Source organism: Mesorhizobium sp. L103C105A0, from assembly GCF_000502215.1.
Taxonomy (GTDB): Bacteria; Pseudomonadota; Alphaproteobacteria; order Rhizobiales; family Rhizobiaceae; genus Mesorhizobium.
The window spans coordinates 454,244-473,938 of record NZ_AYXF01000003.1 but is presented as its reverse complement, the minus strand read 5'-3'; the positions used below and the strand labels follow the sequence as shown (position 1 = coordinate 473,938).

The window sequence follows — 19,695 nt, the reverse complement described above, 5'->3', positions numbered from 1 at the left end:
CCGGTAGGCTATCTTGTGCATTGCACAAATTATGGGCGATTGTGCGCGATCTGCACAAGAATCGTATGCAATCTTTTTTGGCTTCGTGTCCACTTTGCCTCTCGTGCGCAGGCGACGAGTTGCGCTAGAAGAGGCTGGGAACCATCATCGCCATGAACATTGCCGATCAGATCCATTCCGCCGACAGCGCCAACCAGGATCGCGCCCAGGCGATTCGCGACAATCTGCGGGACGCCATCGTCGACCGTCGGCTGACGCCCGGCACCAAGCTGTCGGAAGGCGAGGTCGGCACGCTGTTTGACGTCTCGCGCACCGTCGCGCGCGCGGCGCTGCAGATGCTGTCCTTCGAGGGGCTGGTGCGTACCGAGCGCAACCGTGGCGCCTTCGTCGCCAACCCTTCGCCCGAGGAAGCGCGCCAGGTGTTCGCATCGCGCCGGCTGATCGAGCCGGGCATCGCCATTGCCGCCTGTGGGCGGGTCACAGCCACCGATATCGCTGCGTTCCGCGCGCAGCTCGACGAGGAAGGCCGCTTCATCGCCGAGCGCGGCCCAACCGCGCGGCGCTCCGAAATCAAGGCGTCGGGCGATTTCCATCTGCTGCTCGCCTCCGTCGCCGGCAATGCCATCCTGCAGCGCTTCATGGAGGAGCTGGTGGCGCGTTCGTCGCTGGTGATCGCCCTTTACGGACGATCCGGCGTGTCGGCCTGCGGGCACAGTGAGCACACGGAAATGGTCGGCGCGCTGGAGAGCGGCGATTGCGGGTTGGTGAGCCGGCTGATGCTGCACCATATCGACCACATCGAGGCGGATCTCGACCTGCGGGTCAGGGCCGGCCCGGCGCTCCGCGAAGCGCTGAATTTCTGAACGCTAGTTTTCGTCGTCCGTGGGAGCGGGCGCTGCCTGTCCGGCGGCCTTGCGGCGCAGCATCTTGGTCAGTTTCCAGACCGTCGGGTTGTTCTTGATGAAGGCTTTCGCCCGTGCGCCCTGCCGCAGCGCCGACGCCAGGGCGCGTCCCTTCAGCGTCAGGGGCGCCAGCACCTCGAAATGCTGGGTCTCGATATCGCACCAGAGCCGCTTGTAGGGCTCGTCGCCGACCGAGAAATCATAGACATCGAAGCCTGTTTGGCAGGCTTCCTCGATGATGTCGAAGAAAAGGAAATCGCCGGGGCTGGTGTGGCCGAGATCGTCCTCGGCGATGGCGCCGAATTCGCAGATCAGGCGTTTGCCCGAGCGGCTCGAGCCGGTGATTGCGCGCAGCTTGCCGGCCACTTCGAGCCCATGCAGCACAAAGGCCGGTTTCTCCTCGGCCAGCGCGCCGGCGAAGAGGGCACGGAAGAAAGCCCGCACCTCCGGCTCGCCGAAGACATTGGCGATGCCCATCTTGGCGAAGCGGAACTCCTTCATCTCGAAGAAAGCGTCGAGCAGCCGGTTCACGTCTTCCGGTGTCTGCGCCTCGATGCGGCGATGAACGCCGACCGCCTCGAACTTGCGTGTCTGCGAACGGTGCTTCTTGCGCTTGCGCTTGCCGCCCACACGCGACAGCAGCACATCGAAACCACCGTCGAGATTGACGGCGAGCGACAGGTTTGGGCTCGGAAAGTTGGAGAACGCCGCCAGCGGATTGGCAACGCCATCGAGGTCGGGGAGCAGCCTTTCCAAGGCAACGAGATCGATGTCGGGGCGCGCCTTGCCGATCGCCGTCACCAGCCTGCGGATCCCCCCGGCATCGGCCTTTGCCAGCCATGCCGGATCGGCGGCGGCGAAATTGCCGTTGGCATGGCGCCCGCCCATGAAGCGGGCGACGCGGAATGGACCAGTTCGCGTGATTTGCAGTGCCAGTGCAAAGACCGGCCTATCCTCGATTGTCAGCGTGGCGACGACCGCATCGGGATTGGCCTGCGCCGTCCAGGCATGAACCCAGGCCGCGCTTTGCGCCGGCGCAAACAGCGCCGAACGGCAGAATTCGCCGTAAGAGGCGAGCGCGGCAGCATCTGCGATCGACACCGACAGACTGGTCTGGTCGGCAGCCGGCGCACGCGCAGACGCCTTGCTTGCGGCGAGCCGATTGCCGTCAAATGACGCGGTGGCGTCAACCATACCTCAATCCTTAAGGCGTATTCGTCGCGATCAGGAGTTCGCGTCGGCGCGTTCCGTGCTTGGATCGAGCCTAGGCGCAAAAGGTGAATGAATGATCGACGGTGGTGAGGCAGTTCGGAAACTGGCGCTTAATATCGCCCGCTTTACCGGCCTTGCACCGCTGGCCAAGCCGTTCGTCGGCGGCATTGGCGCAATCCTCATGTTGCATCGGGTCACCGCCACGCCGGAGAAGCCGGACGGCGTCAACCGCCACCTCAACATCGCCCCGCGATTCCTCGACGCTCTCGTCGCCGACATGAAGGCGAGGGGCTATGCCTTCGTCACCCTCGACGAGGCGATCGAGCGCATCAAGGCCGGCGGCAAGGACGGCCAGTTCGCCACCATCACCGCCGACGACGCCTATCGCGACAACATGACCGAAGCGCTGCCAGTGCTGGAAAAGCACGACGCGCCGATCACCATCTATGTCGCGCCGGGTCTGATCGACGGCAGCGCCGATTTATGGTGGGACGTGGTCGAGGATATCGTCAACGCGCGGGAGCGTTTGACGCTGGCGACGCCGAAGGGGCCGGTGACCATCGACTGCTCGACCCACGGCAAGAAACTCCACGCCAATGCGCGTCTGCATGCCTATCTGACGCTCGAGGTGCGCGAGGAGGATCAGCGCGCTGTGCTGCGCGATCTGGCGCGCTCGAACGGCATCGACCTCGATGGCTTGCGCCCAAGCACGCTGATGACTTGGGACGATATCCGCGCCGTGGCCGGGCACAGGCTGGTGACGATCGGCGCGCATACGGTCAACCACCGCAATCTGAAGCGGCTCGACGAAGGCGATGCGCGCCATGAGATCGTCGACGTCAGGCGCCAACTGCAGGCGCAGCTCGGCGAAGACCCCCGTCATCTCGCTTACCCCTATGGTTACGCCAGCGCTGTCGGCTGCCGCGAAGTGGGCTTTGCCCGCGACGCCGGCTTCGCCTCGGCGGTGACCACTCGCCACGGCGTGCTGCACGCCGAGCACGCCGGCTTCCTGCACGCGCTGCCGCGCATTTCGATCAACGGCCGCTACCAGAGCGTCGCCCATATCCGCACCATGTTGTCGGGCTTAACGACGCCGCTGGCCAATGCCGGCAAAATGGTGGTCACCATCTAACCTGGGGCGGGCTCTTCAGCCTTTCGGCGGCGGCTCCAGGATCAGCCATTTGATGATGCCCATCGCAGGCAGCACCCAGAACAGGCCGCTGAACAGGAAGAACAGGAAGTGCACCAGCGGGCTGGATTGCGACAGCTGCGCGACCGCTATGATCGACGCGACCAGCGCATAGATGATGACCAGCGCCACCAGCAGGAAAGTTCCGATCAGCTTTTTCAGGCGGATGGGCATGAGCGTTCTCGTTGATCGCCTCCGCTTAGGCCCAACCGCGCGCCTGTGCAACCCGGGAGATGCGGCGCGACGGCGTGCCGCGCCGTCCGGTCTTGTCAGCCGGGTTGCGATGGTTCACCAATCCGCCACGTCAACCTGCCGGGACCAACCATGGCCGCCATATCAGCCGCCGCGCCTTACATTGACCGCGATCGCGACTTGAAAAATCGGGCGCTGGTGCGCGGCTGGCTGTATGTCGTGCTTCTGGTGCTGTTTGCGCTGGTGCTGGTCGGCGGCGCCACCAGGCTCACCAATTCCGGCCTGTCGATCACCGAGTGGAAGCCGATCCACGGTGTGATACCGCCGCTCAATGACGCGGAGTGGCAGGAGGAATTCCAGCTTTATCAAAAGATTCCGCAATATGCCGAGCTCAACAAGGGCATGAGCCTGGACGCCTTCAAATCGATCTTCTGGTGGGAATGGGCGCACCGCATCCTGGCGCGCAGTGTCGGCCTGGTCTTCGGCCTGCCGTTGCTGGTCTTGTGGGCGACGCGCCGCATCGAGCGCGGCCTTGGGCCAAAGCTGGTCGGTATTCTGCTGCTTGGTGGCCTGCAAGGCGCCATCGGCTGGTGGATGGTGGCCTCCGGCCTGGTCGACCGCGTCTCCGTCAGCCAGTACCGGCTGGCGACGCATTTGACGCTTGCCGCCCTGATCTTCACTGCCACCATGGTGGTCGCGCGCGGGCTGGCGCCGCATTCGGAGCCTGCCGCCGGCCGGTCGACGCAAAGACTGGCCGGTTTCATCGTGCTGCTGGCGCTGGTCCAGATCTATCTCGGCGGGCTGGTCGCAGGGCTCGACGCCGGCCTGAGCTACAACACCTGGCCGCTGATGGACGGCAAGATCATCCCCGGCGAGCTGCTGCTGCTCGAACCGGCCTGGCGCAATTTCTTCGAGAACCCGAAGACGGTGCAGTTCGTCCACCGGCTCGGCGCCTATACGGTCTTTGCCATCGCGCTCTGGCATATGATAGCGACGCGCCGGCGGCTGCCGGGCACGACACACGCACGCCGCGCAACGCTGCTGTTTCTGCTGGTGCTGGTGCAGGCCTCGATCGGCATCGGCACGCTGCTGATGCAGGTGCCGCTGCACATGGCGCTGACCCATCAGGCCTTCGCGCTGGTCCTGCTGGGATTTGCCGCCGCCCACTGGCGCGGCAACAAGGGCGCCTATCCACTGCCAACGCGGCCGCCCATGAACGCAGGTACATCGTCTACGGTGTCTTGGCCGTCGCAATAATCTATTTCGCGAACGAACTGCCTCGCTACGTCTAAAGCGCGAGGCTGCGCCGGTCAGAAGCTGAGCCGCACCTTTCGGATCACTCCCGCAACCGACAGCTCGCGGTTCTCGTCGACCGCATTCTCGTCCTCATGATGCCATGCGGCCGACAGGCAGCCATAGGCGATGGCATGGTCGAGAATGGCAGCCGGCGTCTGGCCGAGTGTCCTGGCGAAGATCTCAGCCATATGCGCGATGCGCTCGGGATCGAGGCAGAGGTCGTCGCGCCCCAGTGGGTTGTAGAACAGATTGGCGGCGTCGAAGCCGGGATCGCCGAGCACGCCCTTCGGGTCGATCGCCAGCCAGCCGCGCGCACCGTGCAAAATGTTGTCGTGATGCAGGTCGCCATGCAGCGGCTTGACCGCATGCGGGGCATCGAGCAGCCGGTCCGCGATTTCGGCGGCCTCGATATAGAGGCTGTGCTCTCCGGCGTCGCGATCGGCTCCGGCCTTTTTGAACAGGCTGGCAAACCGTGTCCGCAGCGGCTGCAGGTCCGGCGGGGCAGGGTGTCTTGAGGGCGAGAACAGTCTCCCCATCAACTCGGCCGCGATTGCGGTCGCGGCGTTGTCGCCTTCTTTGGCCAGAACGTCGGAAAGCAGGGTGTCGCCGGCATATTCGAGCAGCATGCGGTGGCCGTCCCGGCCAAGCAGCCGCACCGCGCCTTCGCCGCGCCGCCATGCGAGATAGTGCTCGCCGCGCAACTCGTCCTCGACATCGTCGAATGGTTTGAGCGCCTTGACGATGGCCGGCGAGCCGTCCTCACGCCGCACCTTCCAGATGCGGCTCGAAAACGTCTCCGCAATGAGCTCGGGCGCGCTGATCTTCCAGCGCTTTGGAAATGCAGGCGCGTCCATTCAGAGCGTGATGCCGAAAAGTGTTAAGCGGTTTTCGGGCAACATGCTCTCTCCAACTGGATTAAAGGCCGAGCATCAGATCCATGTTCTGAACGGCAGCACCCGAGGCGCCCTTTCCGAGATTGTCATAGACCGCAATCAGCAGCGCCTGCGCCCTGTCGTCATTGGCAAAGACATAGACCTTCATGCGGTTGGTGCCGTTATAGACCTCGGGATTGATCTCGGGCAGGCGCTCCACGTGCTCGTAAGGAGCTACCTCGACCACGCCGCCCTTGATGGCGGCAAAATGGTCGGCGATTGCCGCGTGCAGTTCGGCGCCGGCCGGCACATGGTCGAGCCCGCCGAGCTGCAGCGGCACCACTGTGATCATGCCTTGGGCGAAATTGCCGACCGCCGGCTGCATGATCGGATCGTGCGACAGCTTCGCATAGGTGCGCAGCTCCGGCACATGCTTGTGCTGCAGGGTCAGCCCATAGACCTGGAATTCAGAGGCATCCTCGCCCTTGGCGACATAGTCCTCGATCATCGGCCGGCCGCCGCCCGAATAGCCCGAAATGCCATTGACGGTGATCGGGAAATCCGCCGGCAGCAGGCCGGCGGCGACCAGCGGCCGCAGTGTCGCGATCGGTCCTTGCGGCCAGCAGCCGGGATTGGCGACGCGTTTTGCATTGGCGATGATCTTGGCCTGGCCCTTTTCCATCTCGGCAAAGCCATATTCCCAGCCCTCGGCTACGCGATGCGCCGTGGAGGCGTCGATCACCTTGGTGGTGTCGTTGGCAATCAGCGATACGCTTTCCTTGGCAGCCGCATCCGGCAGGCACAGGATGGCGACATCGGCTGCATTGAGGAACTCGGCGCGCGCCGCCGTTTCCTTGCGGCGCTCGGCCGGGATCGAGATGATCTCGAGGTCGCCGCGCTCGGCCAGCAGCGCCCGGATCTGCAGGCCGGTGGTGCCGTGTTCGCCATCGATGAAGATTTTCGGTTTCATGTGCCCGTCAATTCCCTGCTAATTCAGGCCTATATGCCCTGGCCATGGTTTGCCGCGCCATGGTTGCCGCTGTTCAGCTCTTCCGCCCGCGCTTTTCGCTCGGCCACCAGGCCGAGATAGTGCATGGCCACCATCGAGCCGGCGATCGCCGTTATATCGGCGTGATCATAGGCCGGCGCAACCTCGACGACGTCGGCGCCGACAATATCGACTTGGCCGAGCTGGCGCAGCGTCGACAGGATTTTCGCCGAGGACGGTCCGCCGGCAACCGGCGTGCCGGTGCCGGGCGCAAAGGCCGGGTCGAGGCAGTCGATGTCGAAGGTGAGATAGGTCTTCCTGCCGCCGGTGCGGTCGACGATCGCATAGGCGATGTCGGAAGCCCGCATCTCCTCGATCTCGTGACCGTAAAGGATCTTGATGCCGAACGTATCGGGGGCATGCGTGCGGATGCCGATCTGGATCGAACGATCAGGATCGATGATGCCCTCATTGACGGCGCGCCCGACGAACGAACCGTGGTCGATGCGCTTGCCATCGTCAGGCCAGGTGTCCTGATGCGCGTCGAACTGCACCAGCGCCAGCGGCCCATGGATGGCGGCATGCGCCTTGAGCAGCGGCCAGGTGACGAAATGGTCGCCGCCGAGCGACAACAGGAAGGCACCCGATTTCAGGATCTTCGCCGCCTCGCGCTCGATCGTGCCTGGTGTCTTCTGGTGATTGCCCGAATCGAGCAGGCAATCGCCATAGTCGATGACGGCGAGATGCTCGAACAGGTCGCGCGAGAACGGATATTGCGGGTCGTTGTCGAGGATCGCCGAGGCGCGGCGGATCGCCTGCGGCCCGAAGCGCGCGCCCGGCCGGTTGGTGACGGCGGCATCGAACGGAATGCCCCACACGACGGCGTCCGCGCCCTTTGCATCCTTGGTGTATTTGCGCCGCATGAACGACAGCGCGCCGGCATAGGTCGGCTCGAAGGAAGGCCCCGTCTTGGAGCGGGCGGTGAAGGCGTTATCGATGGTCTGGTTCGCCATTACGGGTCCTTCTTTGTTCATCGGGCTGCCACAACTACAGAACCGGCACGCAAGATGCCAGTCACAGCTTGGCGAAGGACTTGTATCGCCAAGGTGCAAGGCCCGGCGGCATCCTCTCCGGCGGCCGCGGCGATGAACTGGCGGTGCGGGCCGGCATGCCGGCCGAGACCACGGTTTCTGGGCCGAACGCGGCGCCACCATCATCCAGACCGACGAACCGAAGGCTGCCATTGGCTGGCTGGGGGCCAACGGGTTTAGGGTGCCTTATGTGGATGAGGCGAAGCCGGCCGAGCCGCGAATACGGCGAGTATCAATTAGAAATCGTACGTCGGCGCCATCACCCCACCCGGCGCTGCGCGCCGACCTCCCCATCGAGGGGAGGTAGGGCGTTGGCGCTTTAGATTCCGACAGTCGTAGCGATTGCGAGGCATGCAAGGCTGCCGCGACCTCCTACCTCCCCTCGATGGGGAGGTCGCGCCGAAGGCGCGGGTGGGGTGACAGCGCCGCCCGCAAAATCTTCACGCCGCTTTCGCCACCCCATCCAATTCCCTTAGCACATCGGCCGACAGCTCCAGTTCCGCCGCCGCCAGGTTCTCTCTCAAATGCCCGATCGACGACGTCCCCGGGATCAGCAGGATGTTCGGCGAGCGGCGCAGCAGCCAGGCGAGCGCAACCTGCAAGGGTGTGGCGCCGAGCCGCGCGGCCACATCCGACAAGGTCGACGACTGCAGCGGGCTGAAACCGCCGAGCGGGAAGAACGGCGTGTAGGCGATACCGGCGCGCGCCAGTTCATCGATCAACCCGTCGTCGTCGCGATGCGCCAGATTGTACTGGTTCTGCACGCAGACGATCTCGGCGATCCCACGGCCTTCCTCGACCTGCGCTGGGGTGACGTTGCTCAGGCCGATATGGCGCACCAGACCCTTGCGCTGCAGTTCGGCAAGCGCGGTCAACTGCGGCTCGATCGAGCCCTCGGCCGGACCCATCACCCCGAACATGATGCGCAGATTGACGACATCCAGCACCTCAAGGCCGAGATTCCTGAGATTGTCGTACACGGCCTGCTCTAGTTCCTTGGCGGAATAGGCAGGCAGCCAGGAGCCGTCGCTGCCGCGCCGCGCCCCGATCTTGGTGACGATGACGAGGTCTTGCGGATAGGGCGCCAGCGCTTCGCGGATCAGCTGGTTGGTTACATGCGGGCCATAGTAGTCGCTGGTGTCGATGTGGTTGACCCCGGAGGCCACCGCTTCGCGCAGCACTGCAATGGCCGCGTCATGATCCTTCGGCGGACCGAAAACGTGCGGGCCGGCAAGTTGCATGGCGCCGTAGCCGAGCCGTTTCACGGTGTGGCTGCCGAGGGTGAATGTGCCGGATTTTTGGATGGTGGACATGGTCGGTCTCCTTTGAGGAGGCGAAGATAGACGCTGCTCAACCTCGGGATAATAAGGTACAATCCGTACAGCTTGTGCGGAATGGCGAACAATGATGGACCTTGGCGATCTGAACGCTTTCGTGACGGTGGCGCGTGCCGGCGGTTTTCGGGAAGGGGCTCGCGCCAGCGGCGGCAGCGCGTCGGGCCTGAGCGAAGCGGTGCGCCGCCTGGAGACGCAGCTCGGCGTCAGGCTGTTCAACCGCACCACACGCAGCGTTGTTCCAACCGACGCAGGCCTCAGCCTCTTGGGAAGGCTTGGCCCGGCGCTGTCGGAGGTGGAGGCGGCCCTCGACGTGGTTAATGGCTTTCGCGACAGGCCGGCCGGTTCGCTGCGCCTCAACGTCCCGGTCAGCGCCGCGCGGCTGATATTGCCCGACATCGTTCCGGGCTTCCTCGCCGCCTATCCCGGCATTCGGCTGGAGGTCATCGCCGATGAGAACTTCGTCGACGTGTTGGCGGCCGGCTGCGACGCCGGCATCCGCTATGACGAGCGACTGGAGCAGGACATGATCGCGGTGCCGATCGGACCGCGCGTCCAGCGCTTCGCCACTGGCGCCAGCCCCGCCTATCTCGATCGCCATGGGCGGCCGCAGCACCCGAGCGATCTGCTTGGCCATGCTTGTCTGCGCGGCCGTTTTGCCAGTGGTTCGATGCTGCCGTGGGAATTCGAGCGCGACGGCGAGGTGGTGCGGGTCGACACGACGGGGCCGTTGATCGTGCGCATCGGCGGGGCGAGCGATCTTGCCGTCCATGCGGCGATTGCCGGCAGCGGCATCGTCGCTCTCTTTGAAGGGTGGCTTCGCCCTCACTTCGAAAGCGGTGACCTGGAGCCCGTGCTCGAACCATGGTGGCAGAGCTTTCCCGGGCCATTTCTGTACTATCCCGGACGGCGTCTGGTTCCGGCGCCGCTACGGGCGTTTATCGATTACATCAAGGCCGGCAAGTTCTGAGACTTGAACCGAGGCCGGCGCCATCACCCCACCCGGCGCTTCGCGCCGACCTCCCCATCGAGGGGAGGTAGGGTGCCGCGTTTTTATGGTCGAACTGGTTTGCTAGCCGCTGGACCATCGTGGATTGTCCGGGCGGCAAAACTGCCGCGACCTCCTACCTCCCCTCGATGGGGAGGTCGCGCCGAAGGCGCGGGTGGGGGGACAGCGNATCGTGGATTGTCCGGGCGGCAAAACTGCCGCGACCTCCTACCTCCCCTCGATGGGGAGGTCGGCGCGAAGCGCCGGGTGGGGTGACTGCCGAGACCCAAAAGAAAAGGCCGCCCGGAGGCGGCCTTTCGATGTCTGGAACGTCGCAGCGCTTAGCGCTTCGAGAACTGGAAGGAACGGCGGGCCTTCGCCTTGCCGTACTTCTTGCGCTCGACGACGCGGCTGTCGCGGGTCAGGAAGCCGCCCTTCTTGAGCACGGCGCGCAGTGCCGGCTCATAGTAGGTCAGCGCCTTGGAGATGCCGTGACGAACGGCACCGGCCTGGCCGGACAGGCCGCCGCCGATGACGGTGGCGACGATGTCGTACTGGCCGGCGCGGTTGGAAGCGATGATCGGCTGGTTGAGGATCATCTGCAGGACCGGACGCGCGAAATAGGTCGCGAATTCCTTGTCGTTGACGACGATCTTGCCCGAACCCGGCTTCACCCAGACGCGGGCGATGGCGTTCTTGCGCTTGCCGGTGGCATAGGCGCGGCCCGACTTGTCGAGCTTCTGGACATGGACGGGTGCTGCCGGCTGGGTGTTGGTGTTGCCGGTGGCGGCGCCCAATTCTGCGAGCGAGGAAAGCTCAGCCATCTTATGCAACCTTCTTGTTCTTGGCGTTCAGCGCGCCGACGTCGAGGGTGACGGGCTGCTGGGCGACATGCGGATGTTCCGTGCCTGCATAGACGCGGAGGTTCTTCATCTGGCGACGGCCGAGCGGCCCGCGCGGGATCATGCGTTCGACGGCCTTCTCGACGACACGCTCGGGGAAACGGCCCTCGAGCAGCTGGCGCGCGGTGCGCTCCTTGATGCCGCCGGGGTGACCGGTGTGCCAGTAATAGACCTTGTCGGTGAACTTCTTGCCGGTGAACACCACCTTGTCGGCATTGATGACGATGACGTTATCGCCGTCGTCGACATGCGGGGTGAAGGTGGGCTTGTGCTTGCCGCGAAGATGATTGGCGATGACAGTGGCGAGACGGCCGACGACGAGACCCTCGGCGTCGATCAGCACCCACTTCTTCACCACATCCGCAGGCTTCTGCGAAAAGGTTGCCATGGATTTCTGCTTTCGATTTTGACCTTCCGAAGAAGGCGTTTCTTGTTGCTTGGATTGGCGACAAGGCACTTGCCCGCCGCCAATAACAAAAACGGCGGCCTTTGCGGGCCGCTGCTTCGTGACGGCTTATAGGCGAGGGGAGTGGGCACGTCAAGGCGCGGGAAAAGCACGTCTGCTCGTAAAGTGCAATAAAAACAAAGGTTTGACTAAAAGGTATTATTTTACCACATCGGCGGCGAGCTTCGGCGGGATCGAATAGGTGCCGGTCGCATGCGCAACCGTGTGTTCCTTCGGTCCGGCGACGATGTCGATATCGAACACCATCAGGCTCTTGCCCAGCTTCAGGATGCGGCAATGGCCGTCGATCGGGCCGGCCTCGGCCTTGCGGACGAAATTGATGTTGAGGTTGACCGTAACCGAAAGCGCATCCGGCCCGGCATGGCTGAGCACGCAGACATAGCCGCCAATGTCGGCCAGCGTGAACAGCGAGGGCCCGGACACCGTGCCGCCGGGACGCAAATGCCGTTCGCTGGCGTTGAGCCGCACCGTGCAGCCGCCCGGAAACACATCGAGCGCCTCATACGACGTGAACTCGTCGTTGAGCTGCGGGTAGACGCTGGCCATCAGCGCATTGACTTCAGCCGCCGTCAGCACCGGCTTGAGATTGTCCTGGGCGGGCATGTCGGTCTCTCGTTCTATGCCGGGCCTGTATGAACGCAATGATGCGCTTCTGGCAACACCTCTGGCGCAAGCGATGGGTGTTGATGAAACTCGATCCGATATTAGATAGTCTGGCGGCGCCCGGCGGAATCGCGGAGACCCTTGTCATGGCCGAAATCCTTTCGATCAAACCTGTTGCCATAGACGGGCCGGTCATCGCCGGGCTGGACAAGGGCGTGCTGCGCCTGACGCTCGCCAATCCGCCCGCCAATGCCTTGTCGCTTTCCGTCATGGCGGCATTGAGCGCCGAGCTCGACCATGCCAAGGCCAACAAATCGGTCCGCGTCATCGTCCTGGCGGCCGCCGGGAAAGTCTTTTGCGCCGGCCACGATCTCAAGGAAATGACCGCGCGCCGCGCCGACGCCGACAAGGGCAAGGGGTTTTTCGAGCAGACATTTTCGGCTTGCGCGGCGTTGATGCAGCAGATCGTGCGCCATCCGCTCCCGATCATCGCCGAAGTCGATGGCCTCGCCACTGCTGCGGGGCTGCAGTTGGTTGGCAGTTGCGACCTCGCCATTGCCTCGCATGAAGCGACCTTCTGCACGCCGGGCGTCAATATCGGCCTGTTTTGTTCGACGCCGATGGTGGCGCTGTCACGCAACGTGTCTCACAAGCACGCCATGGAAATGCTGCTCACCGGCGAGACCATCGATGCCGCAACCGCCAAGGAATTCGGCCTGGTCAACCGCGTCGTGCCGCGCGAATACCTGAATCAGATCGTCACCAAATACGCGCAAACCATTGCCTCCAAATCATCTCTGGTGGTCAAGACCGGCAAGGAAGCCTTTTACGCGCAGGCCGAGATGGGGTTGGCGGACGCGTATGCCTATACCGGCCGCGTCATGGTCGAGAACATGCTGGCCCGCGACGCCGAGGAAGGCATCGGCGCCTTTATAGGCAAGCGTAAACCGGAATGGACGGACGAATAGGCTTTTCGATCCATGGAACCGCGCATCTCCATCATCACCATCGCCACCGACGATCTCGAGCGCGCCGTGCGCTTTTACGAGGGCATGGGCCTGAAGCGCCACGCCGGCATCACCGATGGCGTCGCCTTCTTCCAGATGGGCGGCGCCATTCTCGGCCTGTTCCCGAGGCCAAGCGCCGAGGAGGATTCAGGCATTGCCTTCGCCGCAGCACCGTCGGCGGTCTACCTCGCCTACAACACCCGCTCCGATGCCGAAGTCGACGACGTGCTGGCGGCCGCCGAGAAGGCCGGCGGCAGGATCGTCAAGCCGGCAGGCCGCGCCTTCTGGGGCGGCTGGTATGGATATTTCGCCGATGCCGACGGCCATGTCTGGGAAGTCGCACACAATCCGGCCTTCCCGATCGCGGATGACGGCACCATCTCGCTGCCGGACTGAGCGTCCGCATGGGCTATCGCAAGCAACTGACCCGGCTTAAGGCGCCTTATCTCAAACGCATCCTGATTGACCCCGAGCGCGTGGAAGATTGGGAAAAATATCCATGGAACCTGCCGCTGTTTCGCGGCCGTGAATTCGAGCTCGAATTCACCACGCCGATCACCATCATTGTCGGTGAAAACGGCACCGGCAAATCGACACTGCTGGAAGCCATCGGCGCGCTGGCCGGTTACGACGAGGCCGGCGGCGGCAAGGGCTATCGTCCGGTCGATCATTCCATCGCCATCGACAAGAGCGGTGCGGCACTGGCGAATACATTCCGCGGCCACTGGCTGCCAAAAGTCACCGCCGGTTGGTTCTTTCGTGCCGAATCTTTTTACTCGGTCGCGCGCTATCTCGACCAGGCGGCACTCGAAGACCCGTTCGGACCGCCGCCACCGGACTTTCTATCGTGGTCGCATGGCGAAGGGTTCATTCGCTTTTTCGAGGAGCGCTGCCGCCGGCAAGGCATCTACATCCTCGACGAGCCCGAAAGCGCGCTGTCGCCGTCGCGGCAGATCGAATTGTTGAAGATGCTGCGGCGCATGGACCAGTCAGGCACGGCGCAAGTGATCATGGCGACGCATTCGCCGCTGCTGATGGCTTGTCCCGGCGCGCGGCTCTTCCGAATCAGCCGTTTCGGCCTCGACCCCACAGATTTCACCGATACCGATCATTTTCGCATGATGCGCGACTTCTGCACGGACCCGCAGTCCTTTATGGAGGAAGCACTGAGGGAGACCGACGAGTGAATCACGATAGCTACGACAATGCCTATATCGGCGGCATCCTCAATTCTGTGAAGACCATCGCCATGGTCGGCGCGTCGGCCAACGATGTCAGGCCGAGCTTTTTCGTGCTGAAATATCTGCTGGCCAAGGGCTTTTCGGTGTTTCCGATCAATCCTGGGCAGGCCGGCAAGGAAATCCTCGGCCGCATGACCTATGCCAGCCTTGCCGATCTGCCGGAGCCGGTCGACATGGTCGACATCTTTCGCGCCTCTGCATCGGTGCCCGGCATTGTCGATGAGGTGCTGAAGCTCGACCCCTTGCCGAAGGTGATCTGGATGCAGCTTGGCGTGCGCGACGACGAGGCGGCCGCGCGTGCCGAGGCGGCCGGTATCAAGGTGGTGATGAACCGCTGCCCGAAGATCGAATATGGCAAGCTGTCGGGCGAGATCGGCTGGACCGGCGTCAACTCCGGTGTGCTTTCGTCGAAGAAGCCGCTGATGCGGTCGGGATTCCAGAGTTTCGGTGTGCGCCAGAAGTAAGGCAGTGAATGGTGAATGGTGAATAGAAGGATTTTCCTGGAAGCCGGGTAAAGCCGCATATGAGCGGCTTGCAATCAAGGTGGGACTGGCCGACTTTGCGACCACCATTCATCGCTCACCATTGACCATTTCATCATTCACACGTTTACCGCTCAGAGAGGTTTTCGATGACCCGCACGCCCGGTTTCAACACGCTCGCCGTCCATGCCGGCGCCAAGCCCGACCCGGCGACGGGCGCACGCGCCACGCCGATCTACCAGACGACCTCCTTTGTGTTCGACGATGCCGACCATGCCGCCTCGCTGTTCGGGCTGAAGGCCTTCGGCAACATCTACACCCGCATCATGAACCCGACCCAGGCGGTGCTGGAAGAGCGGATCGCGGCGCTCGAAGGCGGCACGGCTGCACTTGCCGTTGCTTCCGGCCATGCCGCACAGGTGATCGTGTTCCACAATCTCATGCGGCCTGGCGATAATTTCGTCGCCGCCACAAGGCTTTACGGTGGTTCGATCAATCAGTTCGGCCATGCCTTCAAGAATTTCGGCTGGGAGGTGCGTTGGGCCGACACCAACGACATCTCCACTTTCGAAAGCCAGATCGATGGCAAGACCAAGGCGATCTTCATCGAGAGCCTGGCCAATCCCGGCGGCACCTTCGTCGACATCGAGAAGATCGGCGACATCGCCCGCAAGCACGGCTTGCCGCTCATCGTCGACAACACGCTGGCCTCGCCCTATCTGGTGCGGCCGATCGAGCATGGCGCCGACATCGTCGTCCATTCGCTGACCAAGTTCATCGGCGGCCACGGCAATTCGATCGGCGGCGCCATCGTCGATGGCGGCACGTTCGACTGGTCGAAATCCGGCAAATATCCGATGCTGTCGGAGCCGCGCCCCGAATATGGCGGCCTTGTCCTGCACGAAACCTTCGGCAATTTCGCCTTCGCCATCGCCGCGCGCGTGCTTGGCCTGCGTGACATCGGCCCGGCCATTTCGCCGTTCAATGCCTTCCTGATCCTGACCGGGCTGGAGACCCTGCCGCTCAGGATGCAGCGCCATTGCGACAATGCGATCACCGTAGCCGGCTGGCTGTCCAACCACCCCAAGGTCGCCTGGGTCAACTATCCCGGCCTGCCCAGCGACAAGAACAACGCGCTGCAGAAGAAATACTCGCCGCAAGGCGCCGGTGCTGTCTTCACCTTCGGCCTGAAGGGCGGCTACGAGGCCGGCATCAAGTTCGTCGAGGCGCTCGAACTGTTCTCGCACCTCGCCAATGTCGGCGACACCAAGTCGCTGGTCATCCATCCGGCATCGACCACGCATCGCCAGCTTTCCGACGAGCAGAAGGTCAAGGCGGGCGCGGGACCGGACACGGTCCGGCTTTCCGTCGGCATCGAGGATGTCAACGACATCGTCGCCGATCTGGAACAGGCTTTGACCAAGGTTTGATTTTGAGCGAGTAGTGAGTAGTGGTCGGTATTCACTAGTTAGCAGTGACTAGTGATTAGCCACCCGTTCGAGGGAGCGCTTTCCGCTCACTACTCACTACTCACTACTCACTACTCACTGCACTACTCACTACTCACTAATCTGTTGGAGGCAAACCCTGTCCGCGCATTACTTGGCAATATCGACCGACAGCGTCGACGCCGAACATGGCGCCCCGGCGCCGGATCGTCTGATTGCGGGCGATCCGAAGTTCCGCACCTGGAATGTCGAGGAGCGCGATGGCCGCCTCTATGCCGGCATCTGGGAAGCGACGCCGGGCAAATGGCGCATCGAATATGACGAATGGGAGTTCTGCCACATCCTGTCCGGCGTCTCGGTGGTTGCCGAGGATGGCGGCGAGGCGCGCACGGTGCGCGCCGGCGACAGCTTCGTGCTCAGGCCAGGCTTCAGGGGCAGTTGGGAAGTGCTTGAAACGACCCGCAAGGAGTATGTGATCAAGCTCTGACCGCTCGGTCGCGCTTGGACTTCACAAAAGCCGATCGATGTCAGTGTCGGAAAAGCCGTATCCGCTCATCATCTCCCTGTGCCAGGGACTTCCAAGCAAATCACTGAGACATAAATCAACGCGCTGGAGCAGGGTGGCACTGCCTTTGGCGAGAGCGAAAGCGCCGGGCGCTGGCTGTTTTTCGACTGCCGGGACGTCGACGACGTCGAGAGGCGCGTCGGGTCGCCGGCTCAGATAGCCGCGATGCGCGAGCGCTACACTCGCATAGGCATGCACCACGCCGGCCGCGACGGCGTTAGCTGCTTCGGCCTGGGTGGCAAATATCCTTAGCCGTTCGGGCTGAATAGCGTTTTGCAGGGCCGTCCGGTGCTGGATCTGGCCCGATATGACGCCGATCAGCGCCGTCCGATCATTGGCGACGGACCGATAGCCATCAAAGGCGCGGGGATTGTCTTTCGCGACCAGCAATCCATCCGCCAGCATCCAGATCGGCCTTGTGAAGTCGACCAGCTTCCGGCGGTCTTCGGAAATGAACAGGCCGGTGGTCATGTCCCACCCCTTCGGCAAGCCCAGGCAGCAGCTCGGCAAACTCGGTCTCGATGGGCAAAAGTTCCAGCCCGAGCGTCAGGCAGACCCTCTTGGCCAGTTGGGCATCGCTGCCGCCCAGACGTCCCGATCCGTCGATAAAGCAGAAGGGTGGTTCCTGTAGAAAGGCGAATCTCATTTTCTCGGGCATGCGTCGGCTCCGCCGTCCTCACAAGCTCACAGTGAGCTTTTCCAGCCCATGGAAATGATAGGTGTCGCGGAAGCGCGGCTCCTCCGCAAGATGGAGTTGCGGCTGCCGCTCGAACAGGGTTTTCAGCGACACCTGCAACTCCAGCCGCGCCAGCGGCGCACCGATGCAGAAATGGATACCGGCGCCGAACGAGACATTCTTCTGGTCTGGTCGGCCGGGCCGGAAGGCGCCAGGTTCGGCAAGGGCAAGCGGATCATGATTGGCCATGCCGAGCAGCAGGCCGACCGTCTCCCCCGGTTGTACGACAACCCCGGATGTCACCTCGACCTCCTGATAGGCGTAGCGGGTGAACATGTGCAGCGGCGCGTCGAAGCGCAGGCACTCCTCGACCGTCGCAGCGGTTGCTTCCGGCGAGGTGAAGAAACGGCCGGGGTCGCCGCCTTGCGCCAGCAACGTGCGCACGGCGTTGCCGGTTTGATGGACGGTCGCCTCGTGGCCGGCATTGAGCAACAGAACGGCGGACGAGACCAACTCGTCTTCCGACAGCTTCTGGCCATCCTCTTGCGCCGCGATCAGCAGCGACAGCAGGTCGTCGCCAGGCTTCTTGCGCCGCTCAGCGACATAGCCACGCAAAAAGTCGGAAAAATCGTGCGCGGCGCGATTGGCCGCTTCTTCGATCTCGCGCGTCCGGCCATGCATGTACATGGCCACCATCCGGTGCGACCAGTCGAGCAGTTGCGGCCCCATTTCGACCGGCACACCGAGCATTTCGGCAATGATGGTGATCGGCAAAGGTGCGGCGAAGCTGGGCAATAGATCGACCTGGCGCGGTTCGAAACGGTCGATCAGCTCATTGGCCAGCGCCTCCACGCGCGGCCGCAGCCGCTCGACCTGGCGCGAGACGAAGGCGCGGTTGACCAGGGTTCTGAGCCTGGTGTGCACCGGCGGCTCCAGCTCCAGCATCGAATTGCTCTCGATGCCGTCGAAAGCGGCCAAATGCGAGCGATCCTCGCCGATGCCGCGGCTGTCGGGAATGCCGGCCGGGTTCTGGCGACCGAAGCGGCGGTCGCGCAACAGCCGGTTGACGTCGTCGAAGCCGCCAAAGCACCAAAAGCCGAATTCCTCCCAGAAGAAGGCATTCGATGCGCCATGCAGGACGGCATAGGCGTCGTAGGGGTTCTGGAAAAACGCCGGTTCGTGCGGATCGAGCCGCAGGCGGCGCGTGGCTGGATCAAAGGCGAGGTAGGGCGGCATGGATGTGGTCATGCCAGACCATTACCGCGGCTTGCCGGCTTGGTGCCAGACCGGATGTTGGCACCCGACGGCCCTATGGATTGAGCCAACCGAGGCGGACCTCGGCGAAGTACCGAAGTCTAATCCTCGCAATGCCTGGCAATATGCACGCGGCGCCAGCTGGTCGAGCCTTCCTGCACCACCACCCGGCGCGCCATCCTCTGGTATGACGGCGCTATCTGGGTGACGTGCCGCCGCTCGGGCCGCACCAGCACTTCATGGGCGACGCTCTCATATTCGGCCGGCAGCACAACCCGGCGGGTGCGCTCCGGTTCAACCACCACTGTTTCGGCCACACGCGCGTAGCGGGCCTTGCGCCACACCTTGCACAGCACCTTGCGGCCGTGGATGACGCGCCATTCCCAGGCATAGCCGCCATCGTCGACCTGGACCGTGCGGTAAACGGTGCGGGTTCTCGCCGGTACGATGTCATAGGTGACTCGGGGCGGCGCGATCTGCTCGACGCGCTCCATGGTGCCATAGATCGGCGGATCATAGTCGACCAACTGCCCGCCGGGACTGACCATGACGTCTTCATAGACGGTGTCATAGAGCGCCGGCCTGTGCACCGGCTCATAGCATTCGGCGGCCCGGCCGCCGGCAACCGCATCGGACACCATGCCGAGACCGGCAAGGCCGGAGATGGCGAGGCAAGCAGTTTTCCTGATCATGGCACTCCCCCTGTTTGAACCCGAAACGTGAGGTTCAATGTTGAATTGTAGGGGAAGGTTCTCCGGGGGAAAGCGGTTTCGCCGCATTTCGTTAAGCGACGCGGTTAAGGAATTGCTACACCGCAAAAACGCCGCTGGCCGCGTTCGGACTTTCCCTTGCGCGGAAACCTTGATTCGACTTAACCAGATGGCTAGGAGGAGGCGGCCTTGCGCTAGGGTGAGCCGGCATCCTATTTACATTCTAACCATCAAGAACCGATTCTGCCCGATGTTCCGGCGCCGGAATCCCCATCTC

Annotated in this window: 23 protein-coding genes and 1 pseudogene; 11 read left to right on the top strand and 13 right to left on the bottom strand. The window is 63.3% G+C overall.

Translation table 11 applies throughout. The features are described from left to right. Nucleotides 1-152 precede the first annotated feature (152 nt). Nucleotides 153-863 carry a GntR family transcriptional regulator gene (locus X727_RS151865; protein ID WP_023669398.1) on the top strand — a complete coding sequence of 237 codons (711 nt, stop codon included), beginning with the start codon at nucleotides 153-155 and terminating at the stop codon, nucleotides 861-863. A gap of 3 nt (nucleotides 864-866) precedes the next feature. Here the strand turns inward: X727_RS151865 and X727_RS151870 are convergent, their stop codons facing one another. Further along, nucleotides 867-2,096, bottom strand: a complete 1,230-nt coding sequence (locus tag X727_RS151870) for a GNAT family N-acetyltransferase (RefSeq protein WP_023689477.1) — start codon at nucleotides 2,094-2,096, stop codon at nucleotides 867-869. 91 nt (nucleotides 2,097-2,187) lie between these two features. Between X727_RS151870 and X727_RS151875 the strand changes: the two genes are divergently transcribed. After that, nucleotides 2,188-3,246 (top strand): polysaccharide deacetylase family protein, encoded by a 1,059-nt coding sequence (locus X727_RS151875; protein WP_023834213.1) that lies wholly within the window; start codon nucleotides 2,188-2,190, stop codon nucleotides 3,244-3,246. A gap of 15 nt (nucleotides 3,247-3,261) precedes the next feature. Here the strand turns inward: X727_RS151875 and X727_RS151880 are convergent, their stop codons facing one another. Next, nucleotides 3,262-3,477 carry a DUF2842 domain-containing protein gene (locus tag X727_RS151880; protein ID WP_023669401.1) on the bottom strand — a complete coding sequence of 72 codons (216 nt, stop codon included), beginning with the start codon at nucleotides 3,475-3,477 and terminating at the stop codon, nucleotides 3,262-3,264. A gap of 150 nt (nucleotides 3,478-3,627) precedes the next feature. On the opposite strand from X727_RS151880, the gene X727_RS151885 reads away from it, so the two are divergent. Then, nucleotides 3,628-4,752, top strand: a complete 1,125-nt coding sequence (locus tag X727_RS151885) for a COX15/CtaA family protein (protein ID WP_023669402.1) — start codon at nucleotides 3,628-3,630, stop codon at nucleotides 4,750-4,752. A 53-nt stretch (nucleotides 4,753-4,805) separates the two neighbouring features. Here the strand turns inward: X727_RS151885 and X727_RS151890 are convergent, their stop codons facing one another. The 3 genes from X727_RS151890 to speB all read right to left on the bottom strand — a co-directional run bounded on the left by X727_RS151890 (nucleotide 4,806) and on the right by speB (nucleotide 7,664). Continuing rightward, nucleotides 4,806-5,645, bottom strand: coding sequence for an aminoglycoside phosphotransferase family protein (locus X727_RS151890; protein WP_023669403.1), 840 nt, complete (start codon nucleotides 5,643-5,645; stop codon nucleotides 4,806-4,808). A gap of 61 nt (nucleotides 5,646-5,706) precedes the next feature. Further along, nucleotides 5,707-6,633: an N-acetyl-gamma-glutamyl-phosphate reductase gene (gene argC, locus X727_RS151895; RefSeq protein ID WP_023669404.1), complete on the bottom strand. Its 927-nt coding sequence runs from the start codon at nucleotides 6,631-6,633 to the stop codon at nucleotides 5,707-5,709. Nucleotides 6,634-6,662: 29 nt separating this feature from the next. Continuing rightward, nucleotides 6,663-7,664, bottom strand: coding sequence for an agmatinase (speB, locus tag X727_RS151900; RefSeq protein ID WP_023669405.1), 1,002 nt, complete (start codon nucleotides 7,662-7,664; stop codon nucleotides 6,663-6,665). Nucleotides 7,665-7,762: 98 nt separating this feature from the next. Here speB and X727_RS1000000169010 point away from each other — a divergent pair. After that, nucleotides 7,763-7,982 (top strand): annotated as a pseudogene (locus X727_RS1000000169010) (glycerophosphodiester phosphodiesterase); the annotation flags it as partial. Nucleotides 7,983-8,182: 200 nt separating this feature from the next. Here X727_RS1000000169010 and X727_RS151905 read toward each other — a convergent pair. After that, the gene (locus X727_RS151905; protein ID WP_023834212.1) at nucleotides 8,183-9,055 is read right to left on the bottom strand and encodes an aldo/keto reductase family oxidoreductase; all 873 of its coding nucleotides are present in this window, start codon (nucleotides 9,053-9,055) and stop codon (nucleotides 8,183-8,185) included. 91 nt (nucleotides 9,056-9,146) lie between these two features. Between X727_RS151905 and X727_RS151910 the strand changes: the two genes are divergently transcribed. Further along, a complete protein-coding gene (locus X727_RS151910) occupies nucleotides 9,147-10,046 on the top strand; it encodes a LysR family transcriptional regulator (protein ID WP_023834211.1) in 900 nt (299 codons plus the stop codon). A gap of 359 nt (nucleotides 10,047-10,405) precedes the next feature. Here X727_RS151910 and rpsI read toward each other — a convergent pair whose 3' ends face one another. From rpsI to X727_RS151925, 3 genes are all read right to left on the bottom strand, one after another. After that, on the bottom strand, nucleotides 10,406-10,888 hold the full coding sequence (rpsI, locus tag X727_RS151915) for a 30S ribosomal protein S9 (RefSeq protein WP_023669408.1): 483 nt from the start codon (nucleotides 10,886-10,888) through the stop codon (nucleotides 10,406-10,408). A gap of 1 nt (nucleotide 10,889) precedes the next feature. After that, nucleotides 10,890-11,354 carry a 50S ribosomal protein L13 gene (rplM, locus tag X727_RS151920; RefSeq protein ID WP_023669409.1) on the bottom strand — a complete coding sequence of 155 codons (465 nt, stop codon included), beginning with the start codon at nucleotides 11,352-11,354 and terminating at the stop codon, nucleotides 10,890-10,892. Between the two features lie 216 nt (nucleotides 11,355-11,570). Beyond that, nucleotides 11,571-12,035, bottom strand: a complete 465-nt coding sequence (locus tag X727_RS151925) for a PaaI family thioesterase (protein ID WP_023743589.1) — start codon at nucleotides 12,033-12,035, stop codon at nucleotides 11,571-11,573. A gap of 146 nt (nucleotides 12,036-12,181) precedes the next feature. On the opposite strand from X727_RS151925, the gene X727_RS151930 reads away from it, so the two are divergent. From X727_RS151930 to X727_RS151955, 6 genes are all read left to right on the top strand, one after another. Continuing rightward, entirely contained in the window at nucleotides 12,182-13,003 is an 822-nt protein-coding gene (locus X727_RS151930; protein ID WP_023743588.1) for an enoyl-CoA hydratase, read from the top strand. 12 nt (nucleotides 13,004-13,015) lie between these two features. Beyond that, complete coding sequence (locus X727_RS151935) at nucleotides 13,016-13,438, top strand: VOC family protein (protein WP_023689472.1); 423 nt, start codon at nucleotides 13,016-13,018, stop codon at nucleotides 13,436-13,438. Between the two features lie 8 nt (nucleotides 13,439-13,446). Beyond that, nucleotides 13,447-14,229 carry an AAA family ATPase gene (locus X727_RS151940; protein WP_023736498.1) on the top strand — a complete coding sequence of 261 codons (783 nt, stop codon included), beginning with the start codon at nucleotides 13,447-13,449 and terminating at the stop codon, nucleotides 14,227-14,229. After that, nucleotides 14,226-14,747: a CoA-binding protein gene (locus X727_RS151945; RefSeq protein ID WP_023711525.1), complete on the top strand. Its 522-nt coding sequence runs from the start codon at nucleotides 14,226-14,228 to the stop codon at nucleotides 14,745-14,747. The genes X727_RS151940 and X727_RS151945 overlap by 4 nt, the downstream gene beginning before the upstream one ends. 167 nt (nucleotides 14,748-14,914) lie before the next feature. Continuing rightward, nucleotides 14,915-16,195 (top strand): O-acetylhomoserine aminocarboxypropyltransferase, encoded by a 1,281-nt coding sequence (locus tag X727_RS151950; RefSeq protein ID WP_023743587.1) that lies wholly within the window; start codon nucleotides 14,915-14,917, stop codon nucleotides 16,193-16,195. 157 nt (nucleotides 16,196-16,352) lie between these two features. Further along, the gene (locus X727_RS151955) at nucleotides 16,353-16,700 is read left to right on the top strand and encodes a cupin domain-containing protein (RefSeq protein ID WP_023669416.1); all 348 of its coding nucleotides are present in this window, start codon (nucleotides 16,353-16,355) and stop codon (nucleotides 16,698-16,700) included. Nucleotides 16,701-16,721: 21 nt separating this feature from the next. Here X727_RS151955 and X727_RS01000000164695 read toward each other — a convergent pair whose 3' ends face one another. From X727_RS01000000164695 to X727_RS151965, 4 genes are all read right to left on the bottom strand, one after another. Next, the gene (locus X727_RS01000000164695) at nucleotides 16,722-17,249 is read right to left on the bottom strand and encodes a transporter substrate-binding domain-containing protein (RefSeq protein WP_280790547.1); all 528 of its coding nucleotides are present in this window, start codon (nucleotides 17,247-17,249) and stop codon (nucleotides 16,722-16,724) included. Further along, nucleotides 17,134-17,424: a transporter substrate-binding domain-containing protein gene (locus X727_RS1000000169605; protein ID WP_280791137.1), complete on the bottom strand. Its 291-nt coding sequence runs from the start codon at nucleotides 17,422-17,424 to the stop codon at nucleotides 17,134-17,136. Before X727_RS1000000169605 ends, X727_RS01000000164695 begins: the two co-directional genes overlap by 116 nt. A 30-nt stretch (nucleotides 17,425-17,454) precedes the next feature. Further along, nucleotides 17,455-18,702, bottom strand: a complete 1,248-nt coding sequence (locus tag X727_RS151960) for a cytochrome P450 (RefSeq protein WP_023834210.1) — start codon at nucleotides 18,700-18,702, stop codon at nucleotides 17,455-17,457. 107 nt (nucleotides 18,703-18,809) lie between these two features. Then, a complete protein-coding gene (locus X727_RS151965; protein ID WP_023689466.1) occupies nucleotides 18,810-19,400 on the bottom strand; it encodes a hypothetical protein in 591 nt (196 codons plus the stop codon). Between the last annotated feature and the right edge of the window lie 295 nt (nucleotides 19,401-19,695).

Coding starts and splice junctions, on each gene's coding strand:
- argC (WP_023669404.1), bottom strand. CDS start 6,633: ATGAAACCGAAAATCTTCATCGATGGCGAACACGGCACCACCGGCCTG.
- X727_RS151925 (WP_023743589.1), bottom strand. CDS start 12,035: ATGCCCGCCCAGGACAATCTCAAGCCGGTGCTGACGGCGGCTGAAGTC.
- rpsI (WP_023669408.1), bottom strand. CDS start 10,888: ATGGCTGAGCTTTCCTCGCTCGCAGAATTGGGCGCCGCCACCGGCAAC.
- X727_RS151930 (WP_023743588.1), top strand. CDS start 12,182: ATGGCCGAAATCCTTTCGATCAAACCTGTTGCCATAGACGGGCCGGTC.
- X727_RS151865 (WP_023669398.1), top strand. CDS start 153: ATGAACATTGCCGATCAGATCCATTCCGCCGACAGCGCCAACCAGGAT.
- X727_RS151950 (WP_023743587.1), top strand. CDS start 14,915: ATGACCCGCACGCCCGGTTTCAACACGCTCGCCGTCCATGCCGGCGCC.
- X727_RS151940 (WP_023736498.1), top strand. CDS start 13,447: ATGGGCTATCGCAAGCAACTGACCCGGCTTAAGGCGCCTTATCTCAAA.
- X727_RS151880 (WP_023669401.1), bottom strand. CDS start 3,477: ATGCCCATCCGCCTGAAAAAGCTGATCGGAACTTTCCTGCTGGTGGCG.
- X727_RS151875 (WP_023834213.1), top strand. CDS start 2,188: ATGATCGACGGTGGTGAGGCAGTTCGGAAACTGGCGCTTAATATCGCC.
- X727_RS151910 (WP_023834211.1), top strand. CDS start 9,147: ATGATGGACCTTGGCGATCTGAACGCTTTCGTGACGGTGGCGCGTGCC.
- X727_RS151870 (WP_023689477.1), bottom strand. CDS start 2,096: ATGGTTGACGCCACCGCGTCATTTGACGGCAATCGGCTCGCCGCAAGC.
- X727_RS151965 (WP_023689466.1), bottom strand. CDS start 19,400: ATGATCAGGAAAACTGCTTGCCTCGCCATCTCCGGCCTTGCCGGTCTC.
- X727_RS151890 (WP_023669403.1), bottom strand. CDS start 5,645: ATGGACGCGCCTGCATTTCCAAAGCGCTGGAAGATCAGCGCGCCCGAG.
- X727_RS1000000169605 (WP_280791137.1), bottom strand. CDS start 17,424: ATGAGATTCGCCTTTCTACAGGAACCACCCTTCTGCTTTATCGACGGA.
- X727_RS151935 (WP_023689472.1), top strand. CDS start 13,016: ATGGAACCGCGCATCTCCATCATCACCATCGCCACCGACGATCTCGAG.
- rplM (WP_023669409.1), bottom strand. CDS start 11,354: ATGGCAACCTTTTCGCAGAAGCCTGCGGATGTGGTGAAGAAGTGGGTG.
- X727_RS151960 (WP_023834210.1), bottom strand. CDS start 18,702: ATGACCACATCCATGCCGCCCTACCTCGCCTTTGATCCAGCCACGCGC.
- X727_RS01000000164695 (WP_280790547.1), bottom strand. CDS start 17,249: ATGACCACCGGCCTGTTCATTTCCGAAGACCGCCGGAAGCTGGTCGAC.
- speB (WP_023669405.1), bottom strand. CDS start 7,664: ATGGCGAACCAGACCATCGATAACGCCTTCACCGCCCGCTCCAAGACG.
- X727_RS151885 (WP_023669402.1), top strand. CDS start 3,628: ATGGCCGCCATATCAGCCGCCGCGCCTTACATTGACCGCGATCGCGAC.
- X727_RS151905 (WP_023834212.1), bottom strand. CDS start 9,055: ATGTCCACCATCCAAAAATCCGGCACATTCACCCTCGGCAGCCACACC.